This is a genomic window from Desulfosarcina sp. (assembly GCF_055467485.1).
On record NZ_JBUOIV010000003.1, the window covers coordinates 182,245 to 204,287 of the forward strand.

A 22,043-nucleotide genomic window follows, 5' to 3' on the forward strand; every position below is an offset into this window, starting at 1 on the left:
TGAATCTCAAGCGGTGCGAATTATATTTTGATTGGTTGGATTTAGGGTGCTGTTAGGCCCAAAAAGATACCCTGCGCGGCAGCACAGGGTATCTCTTACCATAACGGTCTAACGATTGTGATCAGGCGATCAGGGAACCGGTGAATCCAAAACAAACCCACGATAGTGTTGGTTGATGGTGTAGGAATTCCCGGCTATCCGGTTGTTGTTATTTACGTCGATTGCCTCGCTAAATGGGTACGGTTCGACAAAGGGGTAGGTGTAAAAATCATTGTGAATTCCCAGATCGTAGATGACGTTTCCATACCAGGCGCACGCATGAACAATCGGCCGGGTGACGCCGCCTTGGCTGTATATCTCACCGGTTTCGGCGTAGCCGACAATCAGGCCGTTATCGTTGATGGCGGTGGCATAGCTATTGGCGCCACCAAGAGTGCCGAGATCGGTCATCTGGCCTACGCCGCCTACCAATTGCCAGACGAAGGCGTGTGTCGCGCCACTGGCTGTGGTGGAGTTGCCCACCACCTGGTCGTGAATGTTCAGATCCGTGGCTTCGCTTGTGCTTCCACCTAAAGTGCCGAGGGGATACATAGAGCCGCCATCCCAGAAATAGGCCATGTCACCGGATTTTCCTACGATGTGGCCGGTTGGCAGACTTTCGTTGATAGCGCTTGCCGTCGTTAAGGTCGCACCTGGAAGATTGTTCAGCGATTGGACTACACCCAAGTCAAGATCATGAAACACGGAGGTGGTTTCTTCGGAGTTGACAACCGCCTGATTGTTGCTGTTGATTCCGACCGGTACGACAAGTGCGGCGCCCACGATTAGGCCAAGGTTACCAAATCCGGCTCCCTTATCCCAATAAAAGCCAAGAATGTCATCATTTGCCGCAATCTCTCTGTTGAAAAGAACATAGTCCTGACTGATGCCGTGGGTCTCGGAGAAGCTCCCATCGGTAAGGGGAGGAAGGTCTGTCATTACACCAGCGGCCCAGTAAAAAGCGCGTTTTTCCATTTCGTCCGGCCAGCCAATGCCGGTGGTAGAGTTGCAAATGACATCTCCGGTTGGCCCGATGCCTATAGCCTCGCTGTAGATAAACGGATTCGGGTCAGATGCGGTGGGATCGTAGACAGGTATTCCGATATCACCATGGATACCTAAATAGGTCATTGTTCCACTGCCAGCATCCCACAAAAATGCGGCTTTCGTCGGCCCGCCTGTTCGGGTTGTCTGGCCAGCTACGTTGTCATTTTCACCAAGAGCCATTATTCTTGTTTCGTACCAATTGTCTCCAGCACCAACCAAGTCGCCAATATCCTGCAGCGGACCCAGCGTGCCGGGAGGCGCCACCGTTCCCTGGGTGATATTACCGGTGCTACCGCCGCCGGTCCCCCCCCCGTCAGAGTCGCTGGCACCGGAGCTGCACCCGACAAGCAAAAAAGCAACCAGTAAACCCATGCCAAAATACTTGATTAAGCCAGGCCGATTAATCATTATTTCCCCACTTTCTATACGTTTGGCAAAAAACTCCATCTGCTGATAATGTCCGCACGAATGGTGCCAGTTCTGATAAAAAAGCGACCATCATTTTTGTGAAAATGGGGTCGCTTTTTAAAAATGCACAGGTCATGGTTCGCAGAGCTTCGCCATCAGCAAATGGTCTAACGTTGTTCCAATTGAACAATTTTCGGATTCATGAAAATTAGCAATTCATTGCTTTCCGTCTCATCCAGATTGCTCTGGAACAGCCAGCCCAATACAGGGATCTTGTGAAGTCCCGGGAAGGCCTGCTTTTGTAGGTTCGATTTTGATTTGATGATCCCCCCGATGACAATCGTATCCCCGTCGTTGACCAGCAGCTGGGTTTGCGCCTCGTTGGTGGCGATGACGGGTACACCGTCTATAAATTCGATGACATCATTTTTCTGGATAACGATATCCATGGAAATCCGGTTGTCTGGCGTTACGTGGGGGGTGACTTCGAGCAGGAGATCGACATCCTTGAATTTCACGGAAGAACCGCCCGCAGAATCGCGCTCCAGGTAGCCAATTTCCTGTCCCTGCTTGATCATGGCTTTTTTGTTGTTCAGGGTTGCGATTTTGGGTGCCGACAGGATTTTCCCTTTATTATTGGATTCAAGGGCGGTCAGGATGGCGTCCAGGGTAAAGGGTGTGCCGGCGATTTTTGCATAATTGAGGGTGAATCCATTGTTGGTCGCCGCCGGATAGTTCATGGCGACGCCCGTGGTATATTGGGACCCGCCGTTGTTGATCGTCACCGGCCCCACACCTAAATTCCACTGAAATCCCAGTTCCTTGGAATAGTTTTCGTTGACTTCGACAACGCGGGCTTCGATGATCACCTGGGATGTGACCTTGTCGATCTGTCGTGCAATATTCAGTGCCTGTGCAATTTTGTCGGCAGTGTCCGTGATGATGATCTGATTGTTCTTGACATCGACGGAAACAGAGCCGCGATCTTTGGTTACAATGTTTTCGATATGAGGAAGCACCTCTTTGGTTGCATCGGAGTAGCTGATCGGTATGTATCGTGTTTCCAACGGTTCCAGCGCTCTAATCTGTTCTTTCTCTTTTTGCAGGGAGGCGATTTGTGCCTTGCGGAGATCGTTTTCCTGCTTCAACGTGGCCAAGGTGGCAATCCGGACGATGTCGCCCTCCACGATCATGCCAAGTTGGTTCATTCTCAGCACCAGGTCCATCACCTGATCCCATGGAACCGGTTTATCAAGGGTCAGGGTAACTTTGCCGCTGACATCCTCGTCGATGGCAAAGTTCTTGCCACTGACTTCCCGAAGGATCCGGAAGACATTCTTGATATCGGTCTGGAAGAAATCCAGCGCGATTTTTTCACCGGTGTACTGCTTGACGCTTTTTTTCAAAATCATGGCCTGGTCGGTGTCGAATGTCATCTCAGCAGTGGGACTGAAAGAGACGTCGTTCGCCGTTTCGGTCGGTTTAGTCCCTGCAACGGCCTGTTTGTCGCCGTCAGTCTGAACTGTTTTGGGGTAAGTTGAAGCAACATCGGCAGGCCCGATGGTTTCTTCAAGCGCCTTTTTCCAGGCAGGCAGATTGGTCTCATCAGCCGGCGCCGGAGGAACAGAAGAGGCTTCAAAGTGAATCAACAGCAATCCCCCGGTTTGCTCAGTATAGTAAGCCACGGGTTCCCGGAGCTCGATGGAAAACAGGGAAAAATCCTTCATGGATGACAACTGGATGGGCATGATCCGGTTAACCGCGCTTTCGAATCGGGTCGTTATCATCGGGCGTTGCCTGAATTCGGCAATGTTGGCCTTCATCAAGCGCAATTCAAGAAGTTTGTCGGATATTTTTTGGATGTCGTAGTCGACCGGGGAGGTCGTTTCGATAGACAGCGTGGATCGGCCATCTTTTTCTCCAAGAAAATCGATACGATTCACCCATATCAGGTTTTCTTTGCCGATCTTGGCTCCTGTACCTTGAAAAGCGCCGGATGGTTTGACAGATGTGAAGGGAGTGGTTTGAACGGATTGTGCTTCTTTGGACATTGCCGGTTGTTGGACAACGCCTGATTCCGCTGCCGATGCGTCGCCGCCAACGGTTGATCCGGAGGTGTTTTTGGGGAACTGGATTCTGAGTGAATTGCCGTCCTGAACGACATTGTAAGGAACATCCGAGGCCAGCAGGATTTCGATACGCGTGGTGTTTTTAGCCTCAATCTGGCTTGCGTGAATTGAAGTGACAGGGTTTCCCGTCGATTTTACATTGGATTGCGCAACGTTTAGTCGGGTGTTTGGGAAATAGAGAACCACACCTAAAGGAAGTGGCTGTTTTACCGAGGTGTAAGTCAACGGCTCGATCCCGTCGATGACGACGTTCATCGATTCCGGTTCTTCAGATAACCCAATGGAAGTGATTTCCATGGATGGCGAAGGATCAAGGCCGGGTGCACTTGTTTGACGATCCGCATTCTGGGTGGCACACCCTGTAAAAATGAAGGCAACCACCAATCCGAGGCAAAAAACAAGTGTCAATTTTTGTGAAAATTTGATCCTGAAGTTGTGCATATCACTCTCCAGCCGGTTTCTGAAGTTTCATTTCGGTATTTTGAAGAACTAGCTCTCCCATAAGGTTTTCTATCTCTTCTTCGACAATCACGCTACTGGCGTTGATTTGTGTCACAATGCCTGAATTAAGACCGATATATGTCCCGTTTTTGATTATAAACCCTTTGCCTGTGTTCTCTTCCACAAGCGCCCTATTTCCGGAAGACGTTCGAATGATTGCAACCAGCTTCAGTTGATTAAGGCTGATCTTTTCCAAAGGCGTTTGCGGGATTCGTTTTTTTCTTTTGCTTCCGGTTTGATCAGCTGCAGTCTCTTTGTTTTCATCTCTGAATAAAGGTAAAAACGGGTTTAGCCGTTCTTTGGGGTCGTAAATTCGTTTTTCCACGCTTGCAGTTTCTTTTTCTGCAATTGTCGTCGGTTCGGGCGAGTCCACGGACGTATCAGATTGCGTATCCTCTGCCTGATTGGAGGGGGAGGGTAAGCTTGGCGCCGAAATTTTCTTGCTGACTACCGGGGCTTTGGATGGTTCCTTTTGATCCCCGCAGTTCCACAGGAAACACGAAACCAGTAGGACCAAGGTTAACACATAGCCAGTTTTTTTGAATTGAATTCGCATGGTTTTACCGCTTCTTCTTTTTCTTCTTTTTAGACTTTCCTGACGTCTTCGGTTGCTCATCGGAAGGTTCAATAAACTTATAGGTCACCGCCGTACATGTCGTCGTCAGTTTAGTGCTGTCCTTGTCTGGCTTCATGTCGATATTTTTAATGTTTACGATTCTGTTCAACCCGGCAACACTCTCAAAAAAGGTTGCCACCCCATGATAGTCCCCGGTTACTGTCATGGCCACAGGGATTTCGGCGTAGAAATCCTTTTTATCATCCGGTTTGGGCTGGAACAGAATAAAATTGAGTCCCGAGTCTGTTCCGGCTTTTGAAATACCGGTGAGCAGGGTGGGGATCTCTTCTTTTTCAGGTAATGCCCGCATGACGATTTTGAACTGTTCTTCAGCGTCTTGCATTTTTTTCCTGAAATCATTCAATTGCCTTGCATTCTTTTTTGCAATTTCCAGTTCTTTTTCAATTTTAGATAAGTTGGCCTTGAGTTGGTCGATCTTTTTCAATTTTGGCAGATATGAAAAGTAGACAAAAGCACCGATAATCACTGTCAACACTCCTGCCCAGATAGCGATCCGTTGGATTTTGGAAAGCTGCTCAAGCTTACTTATTACCGGATTGGTTTTCTCTATGGAAACCGCTGTGCCCTTCTTCATTTCCTCAATACCTATTTAGGTTGTTCTTTAAGGGGAGCCTTTTGGAACCTGACTTCAAAATTCTTCAATTCCAATCCCTTGACGGAGGTGTCCTGGTTGATGGACAGAAGTTTTACATTGACATATTTCCCTGACGTTTCGATTCGGGTCATATATTCCGCGATTGTCGGGTTGTCCAGGGCGATTCCGACCACCTTAACACTTCCGGATTTTTCTTCTAAACCGGTAAGCCACATGCGTTTTTCTATTACCAGTTTTGACATATCAGTGAGCAGTTCAACCGGTACCTTTCTGGTAAGCTCCAAGGATTTGATGACTTCAATTTTCTGGTTCAGCATAGCCAGCTTTTTCTTTATTTCCGCGATCTCCTGGTTGATTTTATTATACTTTTCAACCTGTGCCGTGGTTTCTGCAACTTTTTGGTTTAACGATTCTATTTTTCCGGACAGTAAGTAGTTAAACCAGGCGGCTACAATCACAACTAAGACAAGTGACAACAGGAAAATGGAAACTTGTCGCCTGACATTCTCTTTTTTTCTTGCGGCTCGAAATGGGAGTAAATTAATGCGTATCATTTGTCATCAACTTTTCTCGTTGCCAGTCCCATGCTGATTGAGGCTTGGGGGGCTATGCGTTTTAGAAATTCCACATCAAACCGGTTCTCATCTATGTGAAGCCCATCAAACGGATTTATGGTGGTCACTTCGGCAGAGGTCTCGACAGATAGCAACTGTCTGAATTCTTTTATATTGCCGCCACCTCCACTAAGAATTATTTTTTTAATTTGGTCATCTGGATAGGTCGAATAAAAGAAGTCTAAGGCACGCCTGATCTCCGTGCACCAATCTGAAACAACTGAGGAAACGATGTCGGAAAGATCTCCAGCGGTTATTTTATCGGATTGATCGCCGAACTTGATCTGCTCGGCCTCGTCAATGGAACAGTCGATCAGCGACGCAATTTTCTGGTTGATCTGGCTGCATCCGAGCGAAACGTCTCTCATGAAGACCGAAGACTTGCCTTTTAATATATTCAATGACGTCTTGCTTGCCCCGATATCGATGAGCGCGATGTTCTCATCTTCAGCGGGGGCATAATTAAACTCATAGATATTTTGAAGGGCAAACGCATCGACGTCAATGATGCACGGAATCAATCCCGCCATCTGGGCAAGATTCACGTAGTCATTGACCATCTCTTTTTTGGCGGCAACCAACAGCACATTCATCTGGTTTGGGTTGTTTTCGTTTTCGCCCAGAATTTGAAAATCTAAATTTACATCAGATATATCAAACGGTATGTATTGTTCCGCCTCGAAACTGATGGTGTCCTGAAGCTGCTCTTCCGGCATGGACTGAACATTGATTTTCTTTACGATGACCGAGTAGCCGCCGACCGAGATGGCAACATTATGCCCTTTAATCCCATAGTTTTTAAATAGTTGACGGATGGTTTCTGAAACCTGTTCCGCATCTTTTATCGCACCGTCCTCGATTAGGCCCGGTGGGATGTCGATGATGCCGAACCGTTCAAGGGAAACTCCTTTCTTCGTTTCGGAGATTTCCGCCGCTTTGATAGATCTGGACCCGATGTCAAGGCCAATTATACGGTCTTTTTTTCCAAAAAACATGGTTAGCTCTTTTATTCGCCAAAGATTTTTTTACTGTCCGAAAGGCTGTAACCCAGAGCCAGCAAGATTTTTCTTTTGGTCTCCAGCCGACACGGCTTCCCTTCTTCAATACGCGTGATCGTAATAGGAGAGACATTCGCTTCTCTCGCCAATTCCGATTTGCTCATCAAAAGGGATTCTCTTATTTTTTTCAACGAATTCTTCACCATTTGATCCATCGTCTTATGGCAACCCAAGAAGTAATGACAGCGTTCGCTTTTCAAAGAAGATTGGAGTTTTCTGTCCGTTCGTCTGAATGGATTCTCCAATCCTTGATTACGATTCAAGACCGAAAAGAATCTGTTGTCAAGTGAAATTATATGACTTTTATGCATAATTTTGTATATTTAATATATATTGTGGCTTCATATCAATAATTACCCTTATCTTGTGTGGCGACAGATTGACTTTTTTCATTTTTACGGTGAGCCTCGATAAATTCATAACTCAAGGTCCATTTTTCAAGGGTTGAATGGTTGATTGTTTTTAAGCTGCAGATTCCTGATGAATAAATCCACAGTTGCCCCTGACTCTGATCGGCACGGAGGCATGAATCGATGGTGAACTGAAATAACCTGTGGATCCTGGTATTTATTTCACAGCACATTGACATGGTACTCAGGTTTCTTTATATGGCACTACAGCGGTAGCCGGTTGTTAGCCATTTTATTCGGCACTAACGACGATTACTTTAGCACCATGTCGATACCCCCAATAAATTAATTGAATTTCGACGTGTCCGGTATATGCTGATTGATGTGACGTAGTGGTGTAATCGACCACCATGCATGTCGACTTATCGATCGATCCCATGAGCTTGATGCATTATTGGGTGAAACTTGACCTGCCACCGATGGCAGCCGCGGAACCATGATGAAGCCGTCCAGCATTGCAGAGCGGTCGAAACCCTTTCGTCTGGTAAAATATTTTACGTTTACCAGTCTTATTGTCATATTCATCGGCACCATCATCCTTTCCCTGCTCAACACCCACTGGGTCAGATCCATGCAATACCAGAAAAGCGAAGACTATGCGCTGCTGCTCATTGAGAACCTGAATCACCAGGTTTTTTTGCAGTTTATTCTTCCTGTGGGCTTAAAGTATGGAAAAATCGAATTGAGGAACCAGGAACAGTTTGAAAGAATGGACAGTGTCGTCCGCAGTACGCTGCACAGTTTCAAGGTTGAAATGGTCAATATCTACAGCAAGAACGACATCATCGCCTACAGTTTTTCACCTGAACTGGTGGGGATGGAAAATCTTGGTGGAACGTTCTATAAAAATGCGCTGGACGGGCGCTCATCATCTAAACTCGTTCAAAACGGTGCTTTCTGGGAAATACTGTTGGGGATTCCAAAGGAGATCAAGATCATCACATTTGCCCCCTTAAGGGCGGAGAAGCCTTTATCGCCGATATCCGGACCGGTATTGGGTGTCGTCGAGATCAGGCAGGACCTATCCAGCGATTACCGGAAAATATTCAAGTTTCAGGTGCTTGTGATATCCACCATCAGCATTGTCATGGGGATTTTGCTGCTTACCTTGATTTACGTGGTAAAGCGGGGCGAGGGGATCATCGAAAAGCGGGCCTTTGAACGGATACGGCTCAAGGACCAGTTGGCCCAGGCCAAGCATTTGTCTTCACTTGGAGAGATGGTTGCCGGTGTTTCCCACGAAATCAGAAACCCGCTGGGCATCATCAGCAGCTCTGCTGAATTGCTGAAAAAGAAAATGGCCCCGCAGGACAACCTGAATGCAATTGCAGATATCGTCGTTGCGGAATCACGACGTCTGAACAATATCATTACTGACTTTTTAAACTATGCGCGACCCAAAAAGCCCAACCGGAGCGCGTGCCGAATCGATGAAGTGATCACCAAAAATATCCATTTTCTCGAACATCAGATAAAAGAAAACGGATACGTTGTCAGGACTTTTTTCGATGACGAGATTCCCGTTATCATGGCCGATGGAGACATGCTTTATCAGGCATTTCTCAACTTGCTTATCAACGGGATGCAGGCGATGCCGCGGGGAGGTGCGATTGACGTGACCATTGAAGCGGATGAAGACTTTATATGGGTTTACATCGAAGATGAAGGAGAGGGTGTTTCCATCTCGGTCATGGAAAAGATCTGGGACCCATTTTTTACTACGAAGGAAAAAGGGACCGGGCTGGGGTTGGGGATTGTAAGAAACATCATCGAAAGCCATGATGGAATGATTCGGATTGATAACCGCAGTGAAAAAGGGGCCCGGGTTTCCGTCAAATTCCCCTTGGGTCATGAGGCCACGTAATGGAAACCATACTGATTGTTGACGATGAGATCAACTATACGCTTATCCTTGCGGCGGTTTTGGAAGATGAGGGATTTGAGACGCTCACAGCGAACAGCGGTTCAGAGGCCTTGGCCACCCTTTCCGAATCCGACGTCGATCTGGTGCTGACGGATATGAAAATGCCAGCCATGGACGGCATTGATCTGCTTGAGCGCATCAAGAAGGAAGATGCGGATCTTCCGGTAATCATGATGACGGCCCACGGCACCGTTGAAAAGGCTGTGGAAGCCATGCAGAAGGGAGCGTATAACTATATCCTCAAGCCTTTCGACAATGAACGGCTTGTTCTCTACGTGAACAAGGCGATTTCCATGTACCGCGTGGTCAAGGAGAATCGCCAACTCAGGCGTGCGGTAGAAGGCCGTTACAGCTTCCACAACATTATCGGCAAAAGCAAGGCCATGCAGGATGTTTTTCATATCATCCGGAAAGTCGCGCCGGCGGCGGCAACGGTCCTCCTCGAAGGGGCGAGCGGTACGGGAAAGGAGTTGGTGGCCAATGCCCTGCATTTCAACAGTCCAAGAAAGGACAAGCCGTTTGTAGCGGTCAATTGTTCCGCCCTGGCCGAGACGCTGTTGGAGAGCGAGCTGTTCGGCCATGAAAAAGGGGCCTTTACCGGCGCGGTTTCAATGAAAAAAGGGCGGTTTGAAATTGCAGACGGGGGGACGCTTTTTCTCGATGAAATCGGCGAGCTGTCGCAGGCCTTGCAGGTGAAACTGCTGCGTGTCTTGCAGGAGCGGGTGGTCGAGAGGGTGGGTGGGGTCAAGGCGATTCCCGTAAATATCCGACTTATTGTGGCCACCAACAAATCCCTCAAGGAAGAAGTGGCCAATGGTAATTTCCGGGAAGATCTTTTTTATCGGCTCAATGTGGTTCGGATCACCTTGCCGTCGCTGCGCGAACGGCTCGAGGACATCCGGCCCTTAGTGGGACATTTCATTTCCAAATACAGCGGCGAGCGTAATATGGGGTCGCCGGTGACCGGGATTGACCGGGAGGTGGAACGGCTGTTTTACGAATACGACTGGCCGGGGAATGTAAGGGAGTTGGAAAATGTAATCGAGCGGGCGGTCGTGCTGAGTCCAGAGGAAATCATTCAGGTGTCCGATTTGCCCAAGGACTTTATCGACAATGCCCATAGCACCCTGCATATGGATGGTATCCCGGTGGATGCGAATTTGTACGACACCCTGGCAATGGTGGAAAAGAACATGATCGTCCGGGCCTTGAAAAAGGCTAACTATATACAGGCCCACGCGGCAGAGCTGCTGGGAATCGGCAAAAGCGGATTGAATCAAAAAATCAAAAAATACCAACTGTTCATCAAAGACAAATCCTAAAACGGAAAAAAACGCTCGTGAATGAAAAAAAGGGCAACCAACGCGTTGCCCTTTTCTATTCGTTTGACATTTCACAAATTACCAGCAGCCAGCGTGTTTACGCCTGTTCACCCGCTGACTTTCTCCCTCACCAGGTCGCCATACATGCTCTCCGGGAAATCGGTTAAGAGCTGCCTGTACATATCGTCACTCTTCTCTTTCTCACCGGCGGCCTCATAAAGCCATCCCAGATTGAAAACCGCAGCGCTTTTCATGGTTTTTTCCGGGTCTGCCGAAATCATTTCAAAATAGTGAATGGACCGAGGGTGTTCCCCTTTCAGTACATAGGCATACCCAAGTCCGCTCAGCACGATGTTTTTCATTGCCGGGGATTGGTTGAAATCATTCAATGCGTTGGTATACATGGAAATGGCGGTGTCGGCATCCCCGGCACGGTAGCTGATGTCTCCGTATAGGATTCGGGCAATTTTTACCGCGTTTTTCGAACCGTATTTATTAAAAATATCTGCAAAATCGGTTTTTACCCGGTCATAAGCGGTTTGGGGATCGGTGTCCTGAAGCGATGCCGAATACGTGGCCATCGCTTTTTCAACCCGTTCGGAGGCCCGGTTTTCATTGCGGTCGGAAATCTGTCTCGCCATGACAAGGGCCAGAAGGATTGAGAAAAGGATCCCTGTACTGATCAGAATGGTTTTCAAATGGGATCGTCCAAAGGCGATCAGTTTTCCTGAAAAGGTGATAAACTGATCGGGCTCTTTGAGAAGCTGTTTTCGTGATGCTGCCCCTTTGACCATTAGTCCTCCATAATTTTTTTTATTCGAGTCCATCCCCCGGCGGGGATGTCGGCACCGACCACCTGACATACCTCATATCCACATGCCGAGGCAAGCCTGCCGCACTTTTCATGGGTATACCCTTTTACCAGCCCAAACAAAAAACCGGCCGCCCAGAGATCTCCGGCCCCGGTGGTGTCAACTGCCGCTCCCGTCCCCTGGGCCGGGATGCGGTAAACCCGATTCTCGTGTTGAATGAAGCTTCCCCTGGCGCCAACTTTCAGGACGGCTACTTTGACATGTCGGGCCAACCGGGCCAGCGCCCGTGTATCGTCATTAAATCCGGTGTAGGCCAGGGCTTCGTCTTCATTGGCGATGAGGATGTCGACATGCTGTTCGATCATCTCCTCGAGGATGGCTTTGGATTGCTCGACGACGGTGAAACTGGCCAGATCCAGAGAAATCAACGCCCCGGCATCTTTCGCGGCTTTCAACGAAGCCGCCATTAATGCGGGATTGAACAGCAGGTATCCCTCCATGTGAACCACCGCACTATCCGCAAAGCATTCCTGCGTGATCTCTTCGGGCTGGGTATCTGCCGATGCCCCCAGGTAGGTGATCATGGTGCGCTGGGCATCCGGGGTGATGATTGAGAGCACCCGGCCGGTGGGAAGTGACGATGTCATCAGCAAGGGGACCACCCCCCGTTCAACCAGGGCATCTTCAAAGAATCGTCCCGAGTCGTCGTCCCCTCGTTTGCCGACGAAGCGTGCCTGGCCGCCCAAGCGTGCGATGCCCACAGCCGTGTTGCATGCCGATCCGCCCGGTACAACGATGGGCGGGGTTGACGCCTGGCTCAGGATCTTTTCCAGGTCCGGCATGGCAACGAGGGTCATTCCGCCTTTTTCTACACCGATGCGGCTGATAAATTCATCGCTTTCGTTGACCAGTATGTCTACCAGCGCGGAACCGAGACCAACGATCCGCGTTTTCCCTCGTTGCAGTTTCAAGCCGACTCCTTGGTTAACCGGGCTTCTACCAGACCAGAGAACGATGAATCCACCCCTTATCGCCATCCGAATGGATCACGTGGAGCCATTCCCCTTTTTCTTCCAGGACTTTAAAGGGAACGCCGGTGTCCACGGTAAACAAGATGTCGTTGTCGGTCCCGGGCCCTGAACGGACATTGCACTTATCGTTAATCACAATTACGGTTTTGGTGTCGGCGAGAAGGGAGTTGTGAATCCATCCGCGGTCACCTTCGAAATCCTCGAACAGGCACCAGCTGCCCTCCTTCTTGACCACCTTCAAGGGATGATATTTTTCAACCTGCCAGATAACGGCATCGCTGGTATCCGGCCCGGAACGGATATTGGCGATATCGGTGCTCACGCTCAAGCGCTGTGCCCTGACGAGATCCGCGCCGGCAAAGACCATCAGGACGGCCAAAACAATCGGAATTGATTTATTCATTGTCGATAGTTGTCTTCATATGATCGCATCCCGTGCTTCAGGGAAAAGCGTCATCCCGTGCGCCAGCAAATTAATCACTGCTGTCCTTTACCTGAACCATCAGTTTGTGGGCTAATCCTCGTCCAAGCACGATTCGTTTGTAGTCGACACCGACCACCAGCTGCCCATGCCCTGAATTGGTGATCACGTCCACTTCATCACCCATTCTAAGGCCCATGGCCATTAAGCGTGCCCGTGCCATGGGGCCACCGTCCAGCCGGGCGATCACCAGCCGCTCCCCTTTCGGCGCTTCGGAAAGCGGAAGCAGTTTTCGGCGCTGGGACATGCATTGCGCGCAGATGCCGTACATCTCCATTTTATGCTGGAGCAGGTGGAAGCCGTGACGCTCGGCAACCTTGACCTGAAGCGCTTCCAGCTCAGGGTCTTCAAATTCCACGATCGCTCCGCATTTGGCGCAGACCATGTGGTCATGATGCTGACCCAGGTGCAGGTGTTCATATAGAATTTCACCGCTGTCGAATTGCTGTTTGCTGGCGAACCCATACTGACACATCAATTTCAACGTGTCACGGACAAATTCCGGGTCCAGCTTGAGTTTCAGGTCGTTGAGCCGTTCGATCATTTGCGCCGAGGAAACATGACCATCGGTCTGCATAAAGGCTTCCATGACCGCAAAGCGATCTTCGAAGTCGGTGATCTGATCTTTTTGAAACAGCTTGCAGAACTGTTCTTTTTCCTGTTTGTGAAGTGTTTGTGGCATGGATTGACCTTAACGAGACGGGGTAAACATAACGCGGTCCAACCAACGGTTAGGGTCTCATGCCGGCCCGGGGATGGTATAGGTGGTGCACGACCCGGAACTGCAGGTTCGGGTCTGGGTGCTGGTGTTGGAACCGGCGGGTTGGCTGGAACCACCGCCGGTCACGGTGTGGCTGGTGGTGGACAGGATGCGTTCCAGGTTCCCGGAACCGCAACCGGAACAGGCCATCTCCATCTCCTCTTGCTTGTTCATTACCAGAAATTCCATGTATTGATCACAATCAAGGCATTTGAATTCAAAAATAGGCATCTCGATCTCCTTTTAAAAATTTTCTAAATTTTGAACATCATCTTGAAATTGTCAAGCGACGGTCGCTTTCCATCATCGCTCCATCAGGCTCCGGGCGTGTTCCAGGGCCGTGCGGGTGACAATTTCCCCTCCCAGCATACGGGCGAGCTCCGTGATCCGCTCCTCCTGGTCCATCGGCCGGATGCTGGTGGTGGTACGGCCATTTATTACCTGTTTTTCTATATAGTAGTGCTGATCGCCGAAGCGGGCGATCTGGGGAAGGTGAGTGATGCAAATTAGCTGGTGCTTTTTAGACAGCGCTTCCAGTTTCTTGCCGACAACGTCGGCCACGGCGCCTCCGACACCGGCATCCACCTCGTCGAAAATAATAGTACCCACCGCATCGGTTTCTGCCAAGATGGCTTTCAGCGCCAGCACCACCCGGGAGAGTTCCCCGCCCGAGGCGATGGATGCCAGGGGCTTTAACGATTCACCCACATTGGGGGAGATCATGAACGCAGCCTGATCGATGCCCGTGGCCGACAGCAGGGTGTCGTCCACGTGAAGCCACGGGGATGCAGATTTGCTCAATGGAAGGGGGGAAAGGCTGACACTGAAACGGGTGCCGGCCATTTTCAGGCTTTCCAGTTCTTTTTCTACGGATTCGGCAAAATTCGCAGCCGCCGCTTTTCGTTCTTCGGATAAATCCCGGGCCAGGGTCGATATCTGGTCGTAATAGGTTTTCAGTTGGGTCTCGCCACGCTTAATGTCTTCGTCAATAGCAGTGGTGGCAGCTAAATCCACTTCGATTTCATCGCGTTTCTGGAAAAGCGTTTCTAAGGAGCCCCCGTATTTTCGCTTCAACTTGTTGATCAGGTTCAGGCGGGTTTCCACCGATTCAAGCCGATCCGTTTCGGTGTCTATGTTTCCCAGGTAAGAGCGCAGCGTGTCCGTCACATCCTCAAGGCCGAAAAGATGGTCTGCCAGGCACTGCACCCCGGCTGCCAGTCCATCATCGATATCCGCGGCTTTTTCCAGGTTTTTACGTACTTCGCCCAGTTGTTCCAGAATGGCGCCATCGGCACCGTGAAGGGTTTCGATAACCGAATAAACGGTTTGGTGGAGGAACTCGGCGTGTCTGAGCCGACCTTGTTCTTTTTCCAAGGCTTCGTCCTCACCCGGCATGATAGCCGCATCGGCGATCTCCGCTGCCTGGTACCGGAGCAGGTCCATCTCCTTCTCCTGGTTTTTCTTCCTTTCTTTAAGGACCTGAAGTGCCTGGACCAGCGGTACCAGCTGACCATACAGGTCCGATACCTGCCTGACCCGTTGTGAAAGACCGCCGAAACGATCCACTATCGCCAGATGGGTTTCTTCTTTAAGCAGCCCCTGATGGACATGCTGGCCTGAGATGCTGGCCAGATCCGCGGTGATGGATGCCAGCATCTGCATGGTCGCCATGCGGTCATTGATATAGATTCGATGGCGATCGTTGCTGGCAATAATTCTTCTAACCAGCAGACCATCTTGGGGGTCATAGCCGTTTTCAGCCATGATCGCTGCCGCTGTGGAGACCTCGGGGACATCGAAAAAAGCGGACAACTCCGCCGTTTCATGACCGTCCCGGATCATTCTGGCATTGACCCTGGATCCCAGCAGCAGATTCACCGCGTTGATGATGATGGATTTACCGGCGCCGGTTTCTCCGCTCAAAATGGTCAATCCACCTTCGAAGCGGATGTTCAGGTCGTCGATAATGGCAAAATTCTTGATTAACAGCTCTTTGAGCATGGTGCACGCCTCTGAAGGGTCGCAATCGTTGATAGCCCGACGAATCGATCCCATCATAAAAAAGGCAACGGGGGGAAGCAAGCATTATCGTCGGGTGTGACGGAACACGAGGGGTGACGAGGTCGTCGATTGATTATTCAGGATATCCTGTGATTTCACGAATTTTTTCATAAAGCGGCCTTAGCCGGCGATACATTCGCTTGTAAACCTGGTGATAGAGCTCATTGTAAAGCCGATGATTTGACGGGTCCGGTTCGAACCGATCGCCGGGGCGGGTCATCGCACTCACCGCTGTTTCAAAATCCGGATGCAATCCCAGGCCAACGGCTGTATCGATGGCTGCGCCCAGGCCCGACGTTTCGTATAGGTGGGGCCGGGCGGTGGGCAGGCCGAATACGTCGGCTGTCAACTGCAGGGCCAGGTCGCTCTGGCTTCCTCCCCCGGACACCCGCAGGCTGGTGATGGGCGTGCGGCTGCGCCGCTCGATGCGCTCCTTGCCCTCCCGCAGGGCATAGGCCAGTCCTTCCAGGATGGATCGATACAGGTGCGCACGGGTGTGGACATCGCCGAATCCGATAATGGCACCCTTGGCCTCGGGGCCTGGCGTCCGGATGCCCGGTGTCCAGAAAGGCTGAAGCATGAGTCCCATGGATCCGGGTGGAATGTCCTTGATCAGATCTTCGAACAGCGCCTCTGCGGCCACACCGGTTCTTTCGGCAGCCCGCTGTTCCGGGAAACCAAACTCCTCCTTGAACCAGTTGACCATCCAGAAGCCGCGAAACACCTGGACCTCTATGGTATGACTTCCCGGAACGGCACTGGGATAAGCCGGCAGCAAAGGGATGGGTTCGATGTACCGGCGATGGGTCACGTTAATGGTGGCCGTCGTGCCATAACTCAGGCATCCCACCGATGGGTCGAGGCTTCCTGAGCCGATGACCTCGCAGGCCTTGTCCGCTGCCGCGGCAAAGACAGGCATGCCGGCTGGGATCCCGGTTTCCCTCGCGGCTTGCCGGCTGACGGTCCCGAGAATCTGACCCGGTGCCACCAGCCGGGGAAGCTGATCGGGATTTACCGGAACGCAGCGCCACTTCCAGTCCCAGGAGCGGGCCCACTGCAGCCGCTTGTAGTCAAAGGGCACATATCCCACCTGGCTGCCGATGGAATCGACATATTCGCCGGTCAGGCGGAAATTGAGATAACCGGACAGCAGCAGGTACTTGTGGGTTTGCGCCCAGACTGCCGGCTGGTTTTTCATAATCCAGTTGGCCTCGGTCTCCGACTGGAAATAAGCCAGGGTGCCGGCAAGCCCGGTGAGCTTGAACAACAGTCCCCACAGTCCCCCCAGCGGTGGCAGGCCGTGACACTTGCGTTGATCCAGCCACAGGATGGCCGGGCGCAAAGGGCTGCCATCGGCGTCGACGTTGACAACGGTGGCCCGCTGGGTGGTCAGGGCGACGCCGGCGATGCGTGCTTTCTCGATGCCATGGGTGGCGAAGATTCCCTGACACGCCTGGCACAGGGCGTTCCAGAATAGGCGGGGATCCTGTTCGGCCCAACCGGGCTGATCTGAAAAATAAGGAGTGAACAGCACCTGTTGCCGGGCGATCAGATTGCCGCCGGCGTCAAAGAGCAGTGCTTTGAGGCTCTGGGTGCCGTTGTCGATGGAAAGCAGCAGGTCTGGATCGGCCATTTTTCACGGTTTCATGCAACGTGTCTTCGCAGACGTTTACCCATATTGAAAAAAAAGGATTTCAAGGTTTTCCGGGAATTGGCATATTTACCGGGCATGCCGTGTGCGAATCGCCATGTATCCTTGTAATTGGAGATCTCTTTCCTCCATCGTGCCGCGTCCCACCCCAATACGGGTGCGCAGAGGTGCCGGACCCGATTAAGATAATCCCTCCCGCCCTCGGCGGTCAACAGTCCCAACCTTACGCGCCGGAGAAGAAGGTCTGACAGGTGGTGTACCTTTTCATTGGCGGCGGCGTGTAAGATCTCAGCCCACAGGATTCGCGTGCCGGGAACCCGCGTCAACCCCGCCGGAGAGCTGTTCTTGATAAGGTTTTCAGCGCCGTTGCCGTACCGCCCATAAAGGGTCTCCCACAGCGAATCGGAAACAGGCGTCGGTGATGCCGGTTGTTTTTTGAATGGCAGAAATGCCGGTGCTTCTTCATCGGGTGTGACGGCGGCCGGTAAAAAGGGCTTGGCTGCCTTCAACGCATCAAATGCCAGTTTGCGAAACGTGGTCAGCTTGCCTCCGGTGATGGTTACCAACCCGTTGTCAGCCCACACCACATGCTCCCGGGAGACTTCCGAGGGGTCGCACTTGCCATCGCTGAGCACCGGCCGAACCCCGGCAATCGCGGCGATACAGTCTTTTGCCGACACATCCAGCGCAGGGAACAAGGCATGCAGCCCATCCAGCAGGTAGGCCACTTCATCTTCAGTGATGCGGGGTTCGAGCGACAGGCTGTCCCGATGATCCAGGTCAGTGGTGCCGGCAATCACGGCACCCTCCCAGGGAACGACGAAGACGGCCCGGCCGTCGGTCGGATGAATGGTGCTGATGGCCTGATTCACCGGAATCACACGGGCCGGGAAAATCAGGTGGCTTCCCCGCAAGGGCCGCAGATGCCGGTTTTTCTCCGGAGATGGGTGAAGGCGTTCCGCCCAGCAGCCGGTGGCGTTGATCACCGCTTGCGTGGACAGGGAGAGGGTCTGGTGGGCGTGAACCTCTTCGATGGTCACGCCGTTGACCCGGCCGTCTTTATTCCGGCCAACGGCGGCCACCCGGGTATAGTTCAAGGCGGTGCCGCCATCGGCCATGCCTTCGAGGATCAATCGGATTACGAGCCGGGCGTCGTCGACCTGGGCGTCGAAAAAGTGAAATCCGCCGACCAGCCCCTTCCTGTCGATGTTGGATGCTTCCGTTACAAAGGCATCCGCATTCATGTAGGCGTGCTGGCGTCTTTTGGCGATCAGGTCGTAGATGGACAGTCCGGCTTCCAGGGCCCACCTCCCGGGTCCCCGGTCCTTATAAACGGGGACCAGAAAACCGATGGGCGTTACCAGCCCTCTGCCTTCGACGAGCAATCGTTCCCGTTCGCGGACGGCATCCCGGGTCAGGAAAAACCGGCCTTCCTTCAGGTAGCGCAGCCCACCGTGAACCAGCTTGGAAGACCGGCTGGAGGTTCCCCATGCAAAATCCTGCTGCTCAAGCAACAGCGATTTCAACCCCATACGCACCGCTTCGCGGAAGATGCCGGCACCGGTGATTCCTCCGCCGATGATGACCACATCCCAGTTGCTGTCCAGGTTCATCATGATCAGATCACGTTAAGGCTTTTCCACAGGGTTAGGCTCTGAACCATGGCATCCATCACCACGGTTTCCACCCGCCGCCGGCCGGATGGAATGGCCGCTGAGAGATCCCCATAGTATTGTCGGGAGGCTTCCCGCGCCTCGGGCCGTGAGAAATAGGCAGCTGCAAGCGTTTCGAACATGGTGGAAAAATCATTGAGGATTAGTTTATATATGGGATTGCGTGATTGAGTGGCCAGGTAAAGGTGGAGCTGCCAGTCAAAATCCACGAACGCACTGACCTCGTCATCGATTTTTCCGGCGGCCTTTAAAAAGGTGTGCACCTCATCGGGCGCCTGCTCCACGGCCAAACCGGCAATGATGGGCAGCAGGCGGCTTCTGACCTCCATCAGATGGATCACGAACCCTGCCGGAAGCGTGTCGATATACTTGGCCAAGGTGCTGAGCACGCCCATACCGCCCTTTTCCCAGTAATCGTTCACCCGCGTGGGTTTGCCTTGGGCAATGGTCAGCCATCCTTCGTTGGCCAGCCGGTGGAGCGTTTCACGAAGGGGGGGCCTGGCCACGCCAAAGATCTCGGCCAATTTCCGTTCGTTGGGAAGCGGCCTGCCCGGTGGGTAGGTGCCGTCTAAAATGCCCGTGATGACCCGGTGCTCGACCAGTTGGGACGGCCTGACGGGAGAAGTCGCCGATGGATTCGCCTTCATGAGGGCCTCCTTAATTTTACTGGTAAGAGGTCATACCAGTTGGTCGTGACGGTTGTCAAGCCGGTCCGCTTTTCCCTGGGTTCCGACCCTTGTCGATTGTCGTCCTAACCGCCTGTTGCCGCACGGTTGTTTGGTTTTTTCGGGTTGAAGTTTTTCCATGAGGTGCTATACTTCTGTCAAGGCAATGGAATTCTCATCCTGATGAATAAACGCCAACAACCGGTTGTTCCTCCACGCTCACCCCGTATTGCGGCTCTTTCCATTGCGTCCGAGTCGGTATAAATCAAGCACCCAACTCCGGGTTCGTTCAATGGCCGTTGGAATCCGCTTTACATTCCATTTTTCCCTGACGGTCGTTCCGGAATTCAACGTAGCGGTCTCATTTTTACTTTCCTGTTGCAGCTGAAACAACAGGGGCTGCACCGTCAACCCGTTTCAACATCTCCTGCACCGGTCATTAAAAATTTAGGGGGACACCATGGTAAAGAAGAACGCATCGGCGCTTCACCAGCATCTGGTCGAAGTCAAGGAAGGAACACGCTGTTTCGAAAACGCCTTTCAGGGTGTAGCCCGGATGATTCTGGACAGCGACATTGAAAAGGTGGTGGTCAACGGTAAAACCACTTATGATTTCAGTATATTCCGAAGTGGGAACAAACACATCATCGGGATGTATGATGAAATCAACAGTTTTGTTTCCTACGTCAAGGATGCCGCGGAAAATGGTTCGTCGAAGGAAATGGCCTTTGTCCTGGTGGGCGAACCGGGAAACGGCAAGACCTTCCTGGTGGATTTTGTCTGCAATAAATACAGAGATTTTTTATCCCATGAGACCAACCGCAAATATTCCTTCCGGTTTACCGGTCTGGACAAGATCGGCGGTTACGGGAAAATCACGACCATCGAATCCCAGACCTATGAGGATCCCATGATCCTGGGGATGAACATCACCGACGAGCCGGATAAAAACCGTGAGTTTTTGTCCAAGGAAATTGGATTTTCGGACAACGAGATCGAAACACTCTGGCGGGATTACCGCCCGCTGGGCGCCTGCAGCGCCTTCATATGGAACAGCATCAGAAACCACACCAACGGCGATCTGGCCCAGATGCTCGAATTCATCCAGATCATTCCTGTCCCCATGACCGAGAGCCTGGGCACCGTCACCGGCAAGTATGCGGCCAAAGACAAGATTACCTCTTCGGCCGTGGATCTTTTGGGTGAAGAATCGATCCAGCGGCTTTTGCACATCACGGAAACCAACAATCCCTACCGCTTCGATCTGCGGCGCGGGGCCCTGGCGCGGGTGGCCGGCGGCGGGGTCCATTTTTCCGATGAAATCTTCAAGAACAAAAAGGACCTGGTCCAAGTCTACCTGGGTGTCATCCAAAACCGCAACATCGAAATCGACGGCTACAAGTGGCCCATCGACACCTTGATCATCGCCACCAGCAACAATTCCGAATTCAACCGTTTCCTGGCGGAAAAGGAGGAGGCGCCCATCGTCGACCGCTGCCGCATCTGCTACGTATCCCACAACACCAACTACAAGCTGCAAAAAGACCTGACCATATACGCCATCGGCAACGAGATCCGCACCACCCTCGACCGGGAATATCTGCACCAGGACCCCAACCTGAATCATGCCGCTTCCGTGACGGTGGTGCTCACGCGACTGGCAAGGTCGGAAAAGCTCACCCCCATCGAAACCATGAAACTGGCTGCCGGCGAGGTCGCCGGAGAAAAGAGCATCAAGACGCTGGCGGAGGTCATCGACACCCTCAATCAGAACCCGGACATCACCAAACGTTTCGGCCAGAAGGGGCTGGGTCAGCGAAACCTGGGGCGGGCCATCCAACTGCTCAACGAAAGCTCGGAGACCAACGAGGGGCGGTGCATGTTCGCCTATGACATCTTCAAGGCGATAGAACGTATCATCCTCGATTATGTGACCGATGCGAACGACCGTGCCAAATACCTGGAGGACATGAAGACCGCCAAGGGGCTCTATCGGGAGCGGATCATGACGGAGATGTTCAACGCCTACATGGACGAACCCCTGGCCATCCGCAAGGATGTCATGAGCTACGTCAACATGATTATCGGCATCGATGCCGAAAACCTGGGCCCGGACAAGATGTGGAAGTACAAAGACCCCCAGAGCGGCGAACTCAGGGCCCTGAAGATAGACGAGCGCTACATCAACAGCGTGGAGGATCGCCTGGGGCTGAAAACCAGCGAAC

The 22,043-nt window shown here is 51.9% G+C and carries 19 protein-coding genes; 3 read left to right on the forward strand and 16 right to left on the reverse strand.

All coding sequences use genetic code 11. The annotated features are described in order from the left end of the window. Nucleotides 1-129: 129 nt before the first annotated feature. From ACZCED_RS02905 to ACZCED_RS02935, 7 genes are all read right to left on the reverse strand, one after another. The gene (locus tag ACZCED_RS02905; protein WP_462967701.1) at nucleotides 130-1,533 is read right to left on the reverse strand and encodes a hypothetical protein; all 1,404 of its coding nucleotides are present in this window, start codon (nucleotides 1,531-1,533) and stop codon (nucleotides 130-132) included. Between the two features lie 128 nt (nucleotides 1,534-1,661). Continuing rightward, nucleotides 1,662-3,878, reverse strand: coding sequence for a type IV pilus secretin PilQ (gene pilQ, locus ACZCED_RS02910; RefSeq protein WP_464860174.1), 2,217 nt, complete (start codon nucleotides 3,876-3,878; stop codon nucleotides 1,662-1,664). A gap of 187 nt (nucleotides 3,879-4,065) precedes the next feature. Further along, a complete protein-coding gene (locus tag ACZCED_RS02915) occupies nucleotides 4,066-4,740 on the reverse strand; it encodes a pilus assembly protein PilP (protein WP_462967699.1) in 675 nt (224 codons plus the stop codon). Next, nucleotides 4,685-5,335 carry a type IV pilus inner membrane component PilO gene (locus ACZCED_RS02920; RefSeq protein WP_462967698.1) on the reverse strand — a complete coding sequence of 217 codons (651 nt, stop codon included), beginning with the start codon at nucleotides 5,333-5,335 and terminating at the stop codon, nucleotides 4,685-4,687. The genes ACZCED_RS02915 and ACZCED_RS02920 overlap by 56 nt, the downstream gene beginning before the upstream one ends. An 11-nt stretch (nucleotides 5,336-5,346) precedes the next feature. Continuing rightward, nucleotides 5,347-5,910, reverse strand: a complete 564-nt coding sequence (locus ACZCED_RS02925; RefSeq protein ID WP_464860175.1) for a PilN domain-containing protein — start codon at nucleotides 5,908-5,910, stop codon at nucleotides 5,347-5,349. After that, nucleotides 5,907-6,965 carry a type IV pilus assembly protein PilM gene (gene pilM / locus ACZCED_RS02930; protein ID WP_464860176.1) on the reverse strand — a complete coding sequence of 353 codons (1,059 nt, stop codon included), beginning with the start codon at nucleotides 6,963-6,965 and terminating at the stop codon, nucleotides 5,907-5,909. Before pilM ends, ACZCED_RS02925 begins: the two co-directional genes overlap by 4 nt. 11 nt (nucleotides 6,966-6,976) lie before the next feature. After that, nucleotides 6,977-7,339: a helix-turn-helix transcriptional regulator gene (locus tag ACZCED_RS02935; protein WP_464860177.1), complete on the reverse strand. Its 363-nt coding sequence runs from the start codon at nucleotides 7,337-7,339 to the stop codon at nucleotides 6,977-6,979. A 535-nt stretch (nucleotides 7,340-7,874) separates the two neighbouring features. On the opposite strand from ACZCED_RS02935, the gene ACZCED_RS02940 reads away from it, so the two are divergent. Further along, nucleotides 7,875-9,302 (forward strand): sensor histidine kinase, encoded by a 1,428-nt coding sequence (locus ACZCED_RS02940; RefSeq protein ID WP_464860178.1) that lies wholly within the window; start codon nucleotides 7,875-7,877, stop codon nucleotides 9,300-9,302. Then, the gene (locus tag ACZCED_RS02945; protein ID WP_464860179.1) at nucleotides 9,302-10,684 is read left to right on the forward strand and encodes a sigma-54-dependent transcriptional regulator; all 1,383 of its coding nucleotides are present in this window, start codon (nucleotides 9,302-9,304) and stop codon (nucleotides 10,682-10,684) included. Before ACZCED_RS02940 ends, ACZCED_RS02945 begins: the two co-directional genes overlap by 1 nt. 107 nt (nucleotides 10,685-10,791) lie before the next feature. On the opposite strand, the gene ACZCED_RS02950 is transcribed toward ACZCED_RS02945, so the two are convergent. From ACZCED_RS02950 to ACZCED_RS02990, 9 genes are all read right to left on the reverse strand, one after another. Further along, nucleotides 10,792-11,478 (reverse strand): tetratricopeptide repeat protein, encoded by a 687-nt coding sequence (locus ACZCED_RS02950; protein WP_464860180.1) that lies wholly within the window; start codon nucleotides 11,476-11,478, stop codon nucleotides 10,792-10,794. Continuing rightward, nucleotides 11,478-12,467, reverse strand: coding sequence for an adenosine kinase (locus ACZCED_RS02955; RefSeq protein ID WP_464860181.1), 990 nt, complete (start codon nucleotides 12,465-12,467; stop codon nucleotides 11,478-11,480). Before ACZCED_RS02955 ends, ACZCED_RS02950 begins: the two co-directional genes overlap by 1 nt. Nucleotides 12,468-12,492: 25 nt before the next feature. After that, nucleotides 12,493-12,930 carry an SH3 domain-containing protein gene (locus ACZCED_RS02960; protein WP_462967691.1) on the reverse strand — a complete coding sequence of 146 codons (438 nt, stop codon included), beginning with the start codon at nucleotides 12,928-12,930 and terminating at the stop codon, nucleotides 12,493-12,495. 70 nt (nucleotides 12,931-13,000) lie between these two features. After that, a complete protein-coding gene (locus ACZCED_RS02965; RefSeq protein ID WP_462967690.1) occupies nucleotides 13,001-13,690 on the reverse strand; it encodes a transcriptional repressor in 690 nt (229 codons plus the stop codon). Nucleotides 13,691-13,747: 57 nt separating this feature from the next. Beyond that, nucleotides 13,748-13,999 (reverse strand): FmdB family zinc ribbon protein, encoded by a 252-nt coding sequence (locus ACZCED_RS02970; RefSeq protein ID WP_462967689.1) that lies wholly within the window; start codon nucleotides 13,997-13,999, stop codon nucleotides 13,748-13,750. Between the two features lie 72 nt (nucleotides 14,000-14,071). Continuing rightward, complete coding sequence (gene recN / locus ACZCED_RS02975; RefSeq protein WP_464860182.1) at nucleotides 14,072-15,769, reverse strand: DNA repair protein RecN; 1,698 nt, start codon at nucleotides 15,767-15,769, stop codon at nucleotides 14,072-14,074. A 133-nt stretch (nucleotides 15,770-15,902) separates the two neighbouring features. After that, nucleotides 15,903-17,462, reverse strand: coding sequence for an FGGY-family carbohydrate kinase (locus ACZCED_RS02980; protein ID WP_462968011.1), 1,560 nt, complete (start codon nucleotides 17,460-17,462; stop codon nucleotides 15,903-15,905). Nucleotides 17,463-17,473: 11 nt separating this feature from the next. Then, nucleotides 17,474-19,096 carry a glycerol-3-phosphate dehydrogenase/oxidase gene (locus ACZCED_RS02985; RefSeq protein ID WP_462968012.1) on the reverse strand — a complete coding sequence of 541 codons (1,623 nt, stop codon included), beginning with the start codon at nucleotides 19,094-19,096 and terminating at the stop codon, nucleotides 17,474-17,476. 2 nt (nucleotides 19,097-19,098) lie between these two features. Continuing rightward, complete coding sequence (locus tag ACZCED_RS02990; protein ID WP_464860183.1) at nucleotides 19,099-19,800, reverse strand: GntR family transcriptional regulator; 702 nt, start codon at nucleotides 19,798-19,800, stop codon at nucleotides 19,099-19,101. A gap of 478 nt (nucleotides 19,801-20,278) precedes the next feature. Here ACZCED_RS02990 and ACZCED_RS02995 point away from each other — a divergent pair. After that, nucleotides 20,279-22,043 (forward strand): serine protein kinase PrkA (locus ACZCED_RS02995; RefSeq protein ID WP_464860184.1); only part of this gene is annotated, 1,765 nt, incomplete at its 3' end.

Coding starts and splice junctions, on each gene's coding strand:
- ACZCED_RS02935 (WP_464860177.1), bottom strand. CDS start 7,339: ATGCATAAAAGTCATATAATTTCACTTGACAACAGATTCTTTTCGGTC.
- pilM (WP_464860176.1), bottom strand. CDS start 6,965: ATGTTTTTTGGAAAAAAAGACCGTATAATTGGCCTTGACATCGGGTCC.
- ACZCED_RS02960 (WP_462967691.1), bottom strand. CDS start 12,930: ATGAATAAATCAATTCCGATTGTTTTGGCCGTCCTGATGGTCTTTGCC.
- ACZCED_RS02905 (WP_462967701.1), bottom strand. CDS start 1,533: ATGGAGTTTTTTGCCAAACGTATAGAAAGTGGGGAAATAATGATTAAT.
- ACZCED_RS02990 (WP_464860183.1), bottom strand. CDS start 19,800: ATGAAGGCGAATCCATCGGCGACTTCTCCCGTCAGGCCGTCCCAACTG.
- ACZCED_RS02920 (WP_462967698.1), bottom strand. CDS start 5,335: ATGAAGAAGGGCACAGCGGTTTCCATAGAGAAAACCAATCCGGTAATA.
- ACZCED_RS02950 (WP_464860180.1), bottom strand. CDS start 11,478: ATGGTCAAAGGGGCAGCATCACGAAAACAGCTTCTCAAAGAGCCCGAT.
- ACZCED_RS02980 (WP_462968011.1), bottom strand. CDS start 17,462: ATGGCCGATCCAGACCTGCTGCTTTCCATCGACAACGGCACCCAGAGC.
- ACZCED_RS02985 (WP_462968012.1), bottom strand. CDS start 19,096: ATGATGAACCTGGACAGCAACTGGGATGTGGTCATCATCGGCGGAGGA.
- recN (WP_464860182.1), bottom strand. CDS start 15,769: ATGCTCAAAGAGCTGTTAATCAAGAATTTTGCCATTATCGACGACCTG.
- ACZCED_RS02965 (WP_462967690.1), bottom strand. CDS start 13,690: ATGCCACAAACACTTCACAAACAGGAAAAAGAACAGTTCTGCAAGCTG.
- ACZCED_RS02925 (WP_464860175.1), bottom strand. CDS start 5,910: ATGATACGCATTAATTTACTCCCATTTCGAGCCGCAAGAAAAAAAGAG.
- ACZCED_RS02940 (WP_464860178.1), top strand. CDS start 7,875: ATGATGAAGCCGTCCAGCATTGCAGAGCGGTCGAAACCCTTTCGTCTG.
- ACZCED_RS02945 (WP_464860179.1), top strand. CDS start 9,302: ATGGAAACCATACTGATTGTTGACGATGAGATCAACTATACGCTTATC.
- ACZCED_RS02915 (WP_462967699.1), bottom strand. CDS start 4,740: ATGAGCAACCGAAGACGTCAGGAAAGTCTAAAAAGAAGAAAAAGAAGA.
- ACZCED_RS02970 (WP_462967689.1), bottom strand. CDS start 13,999: ATGCCTATTTTTGAATTCAAATGCCTTGATTGTGATCAATACATGGAA.
- pilQ (WP_464860174.1), bottom strand. CDS start 3,878: ATGAACGTCGTCATCGACGGGATCGAGCCGTTGACTTACACCTCGGTA.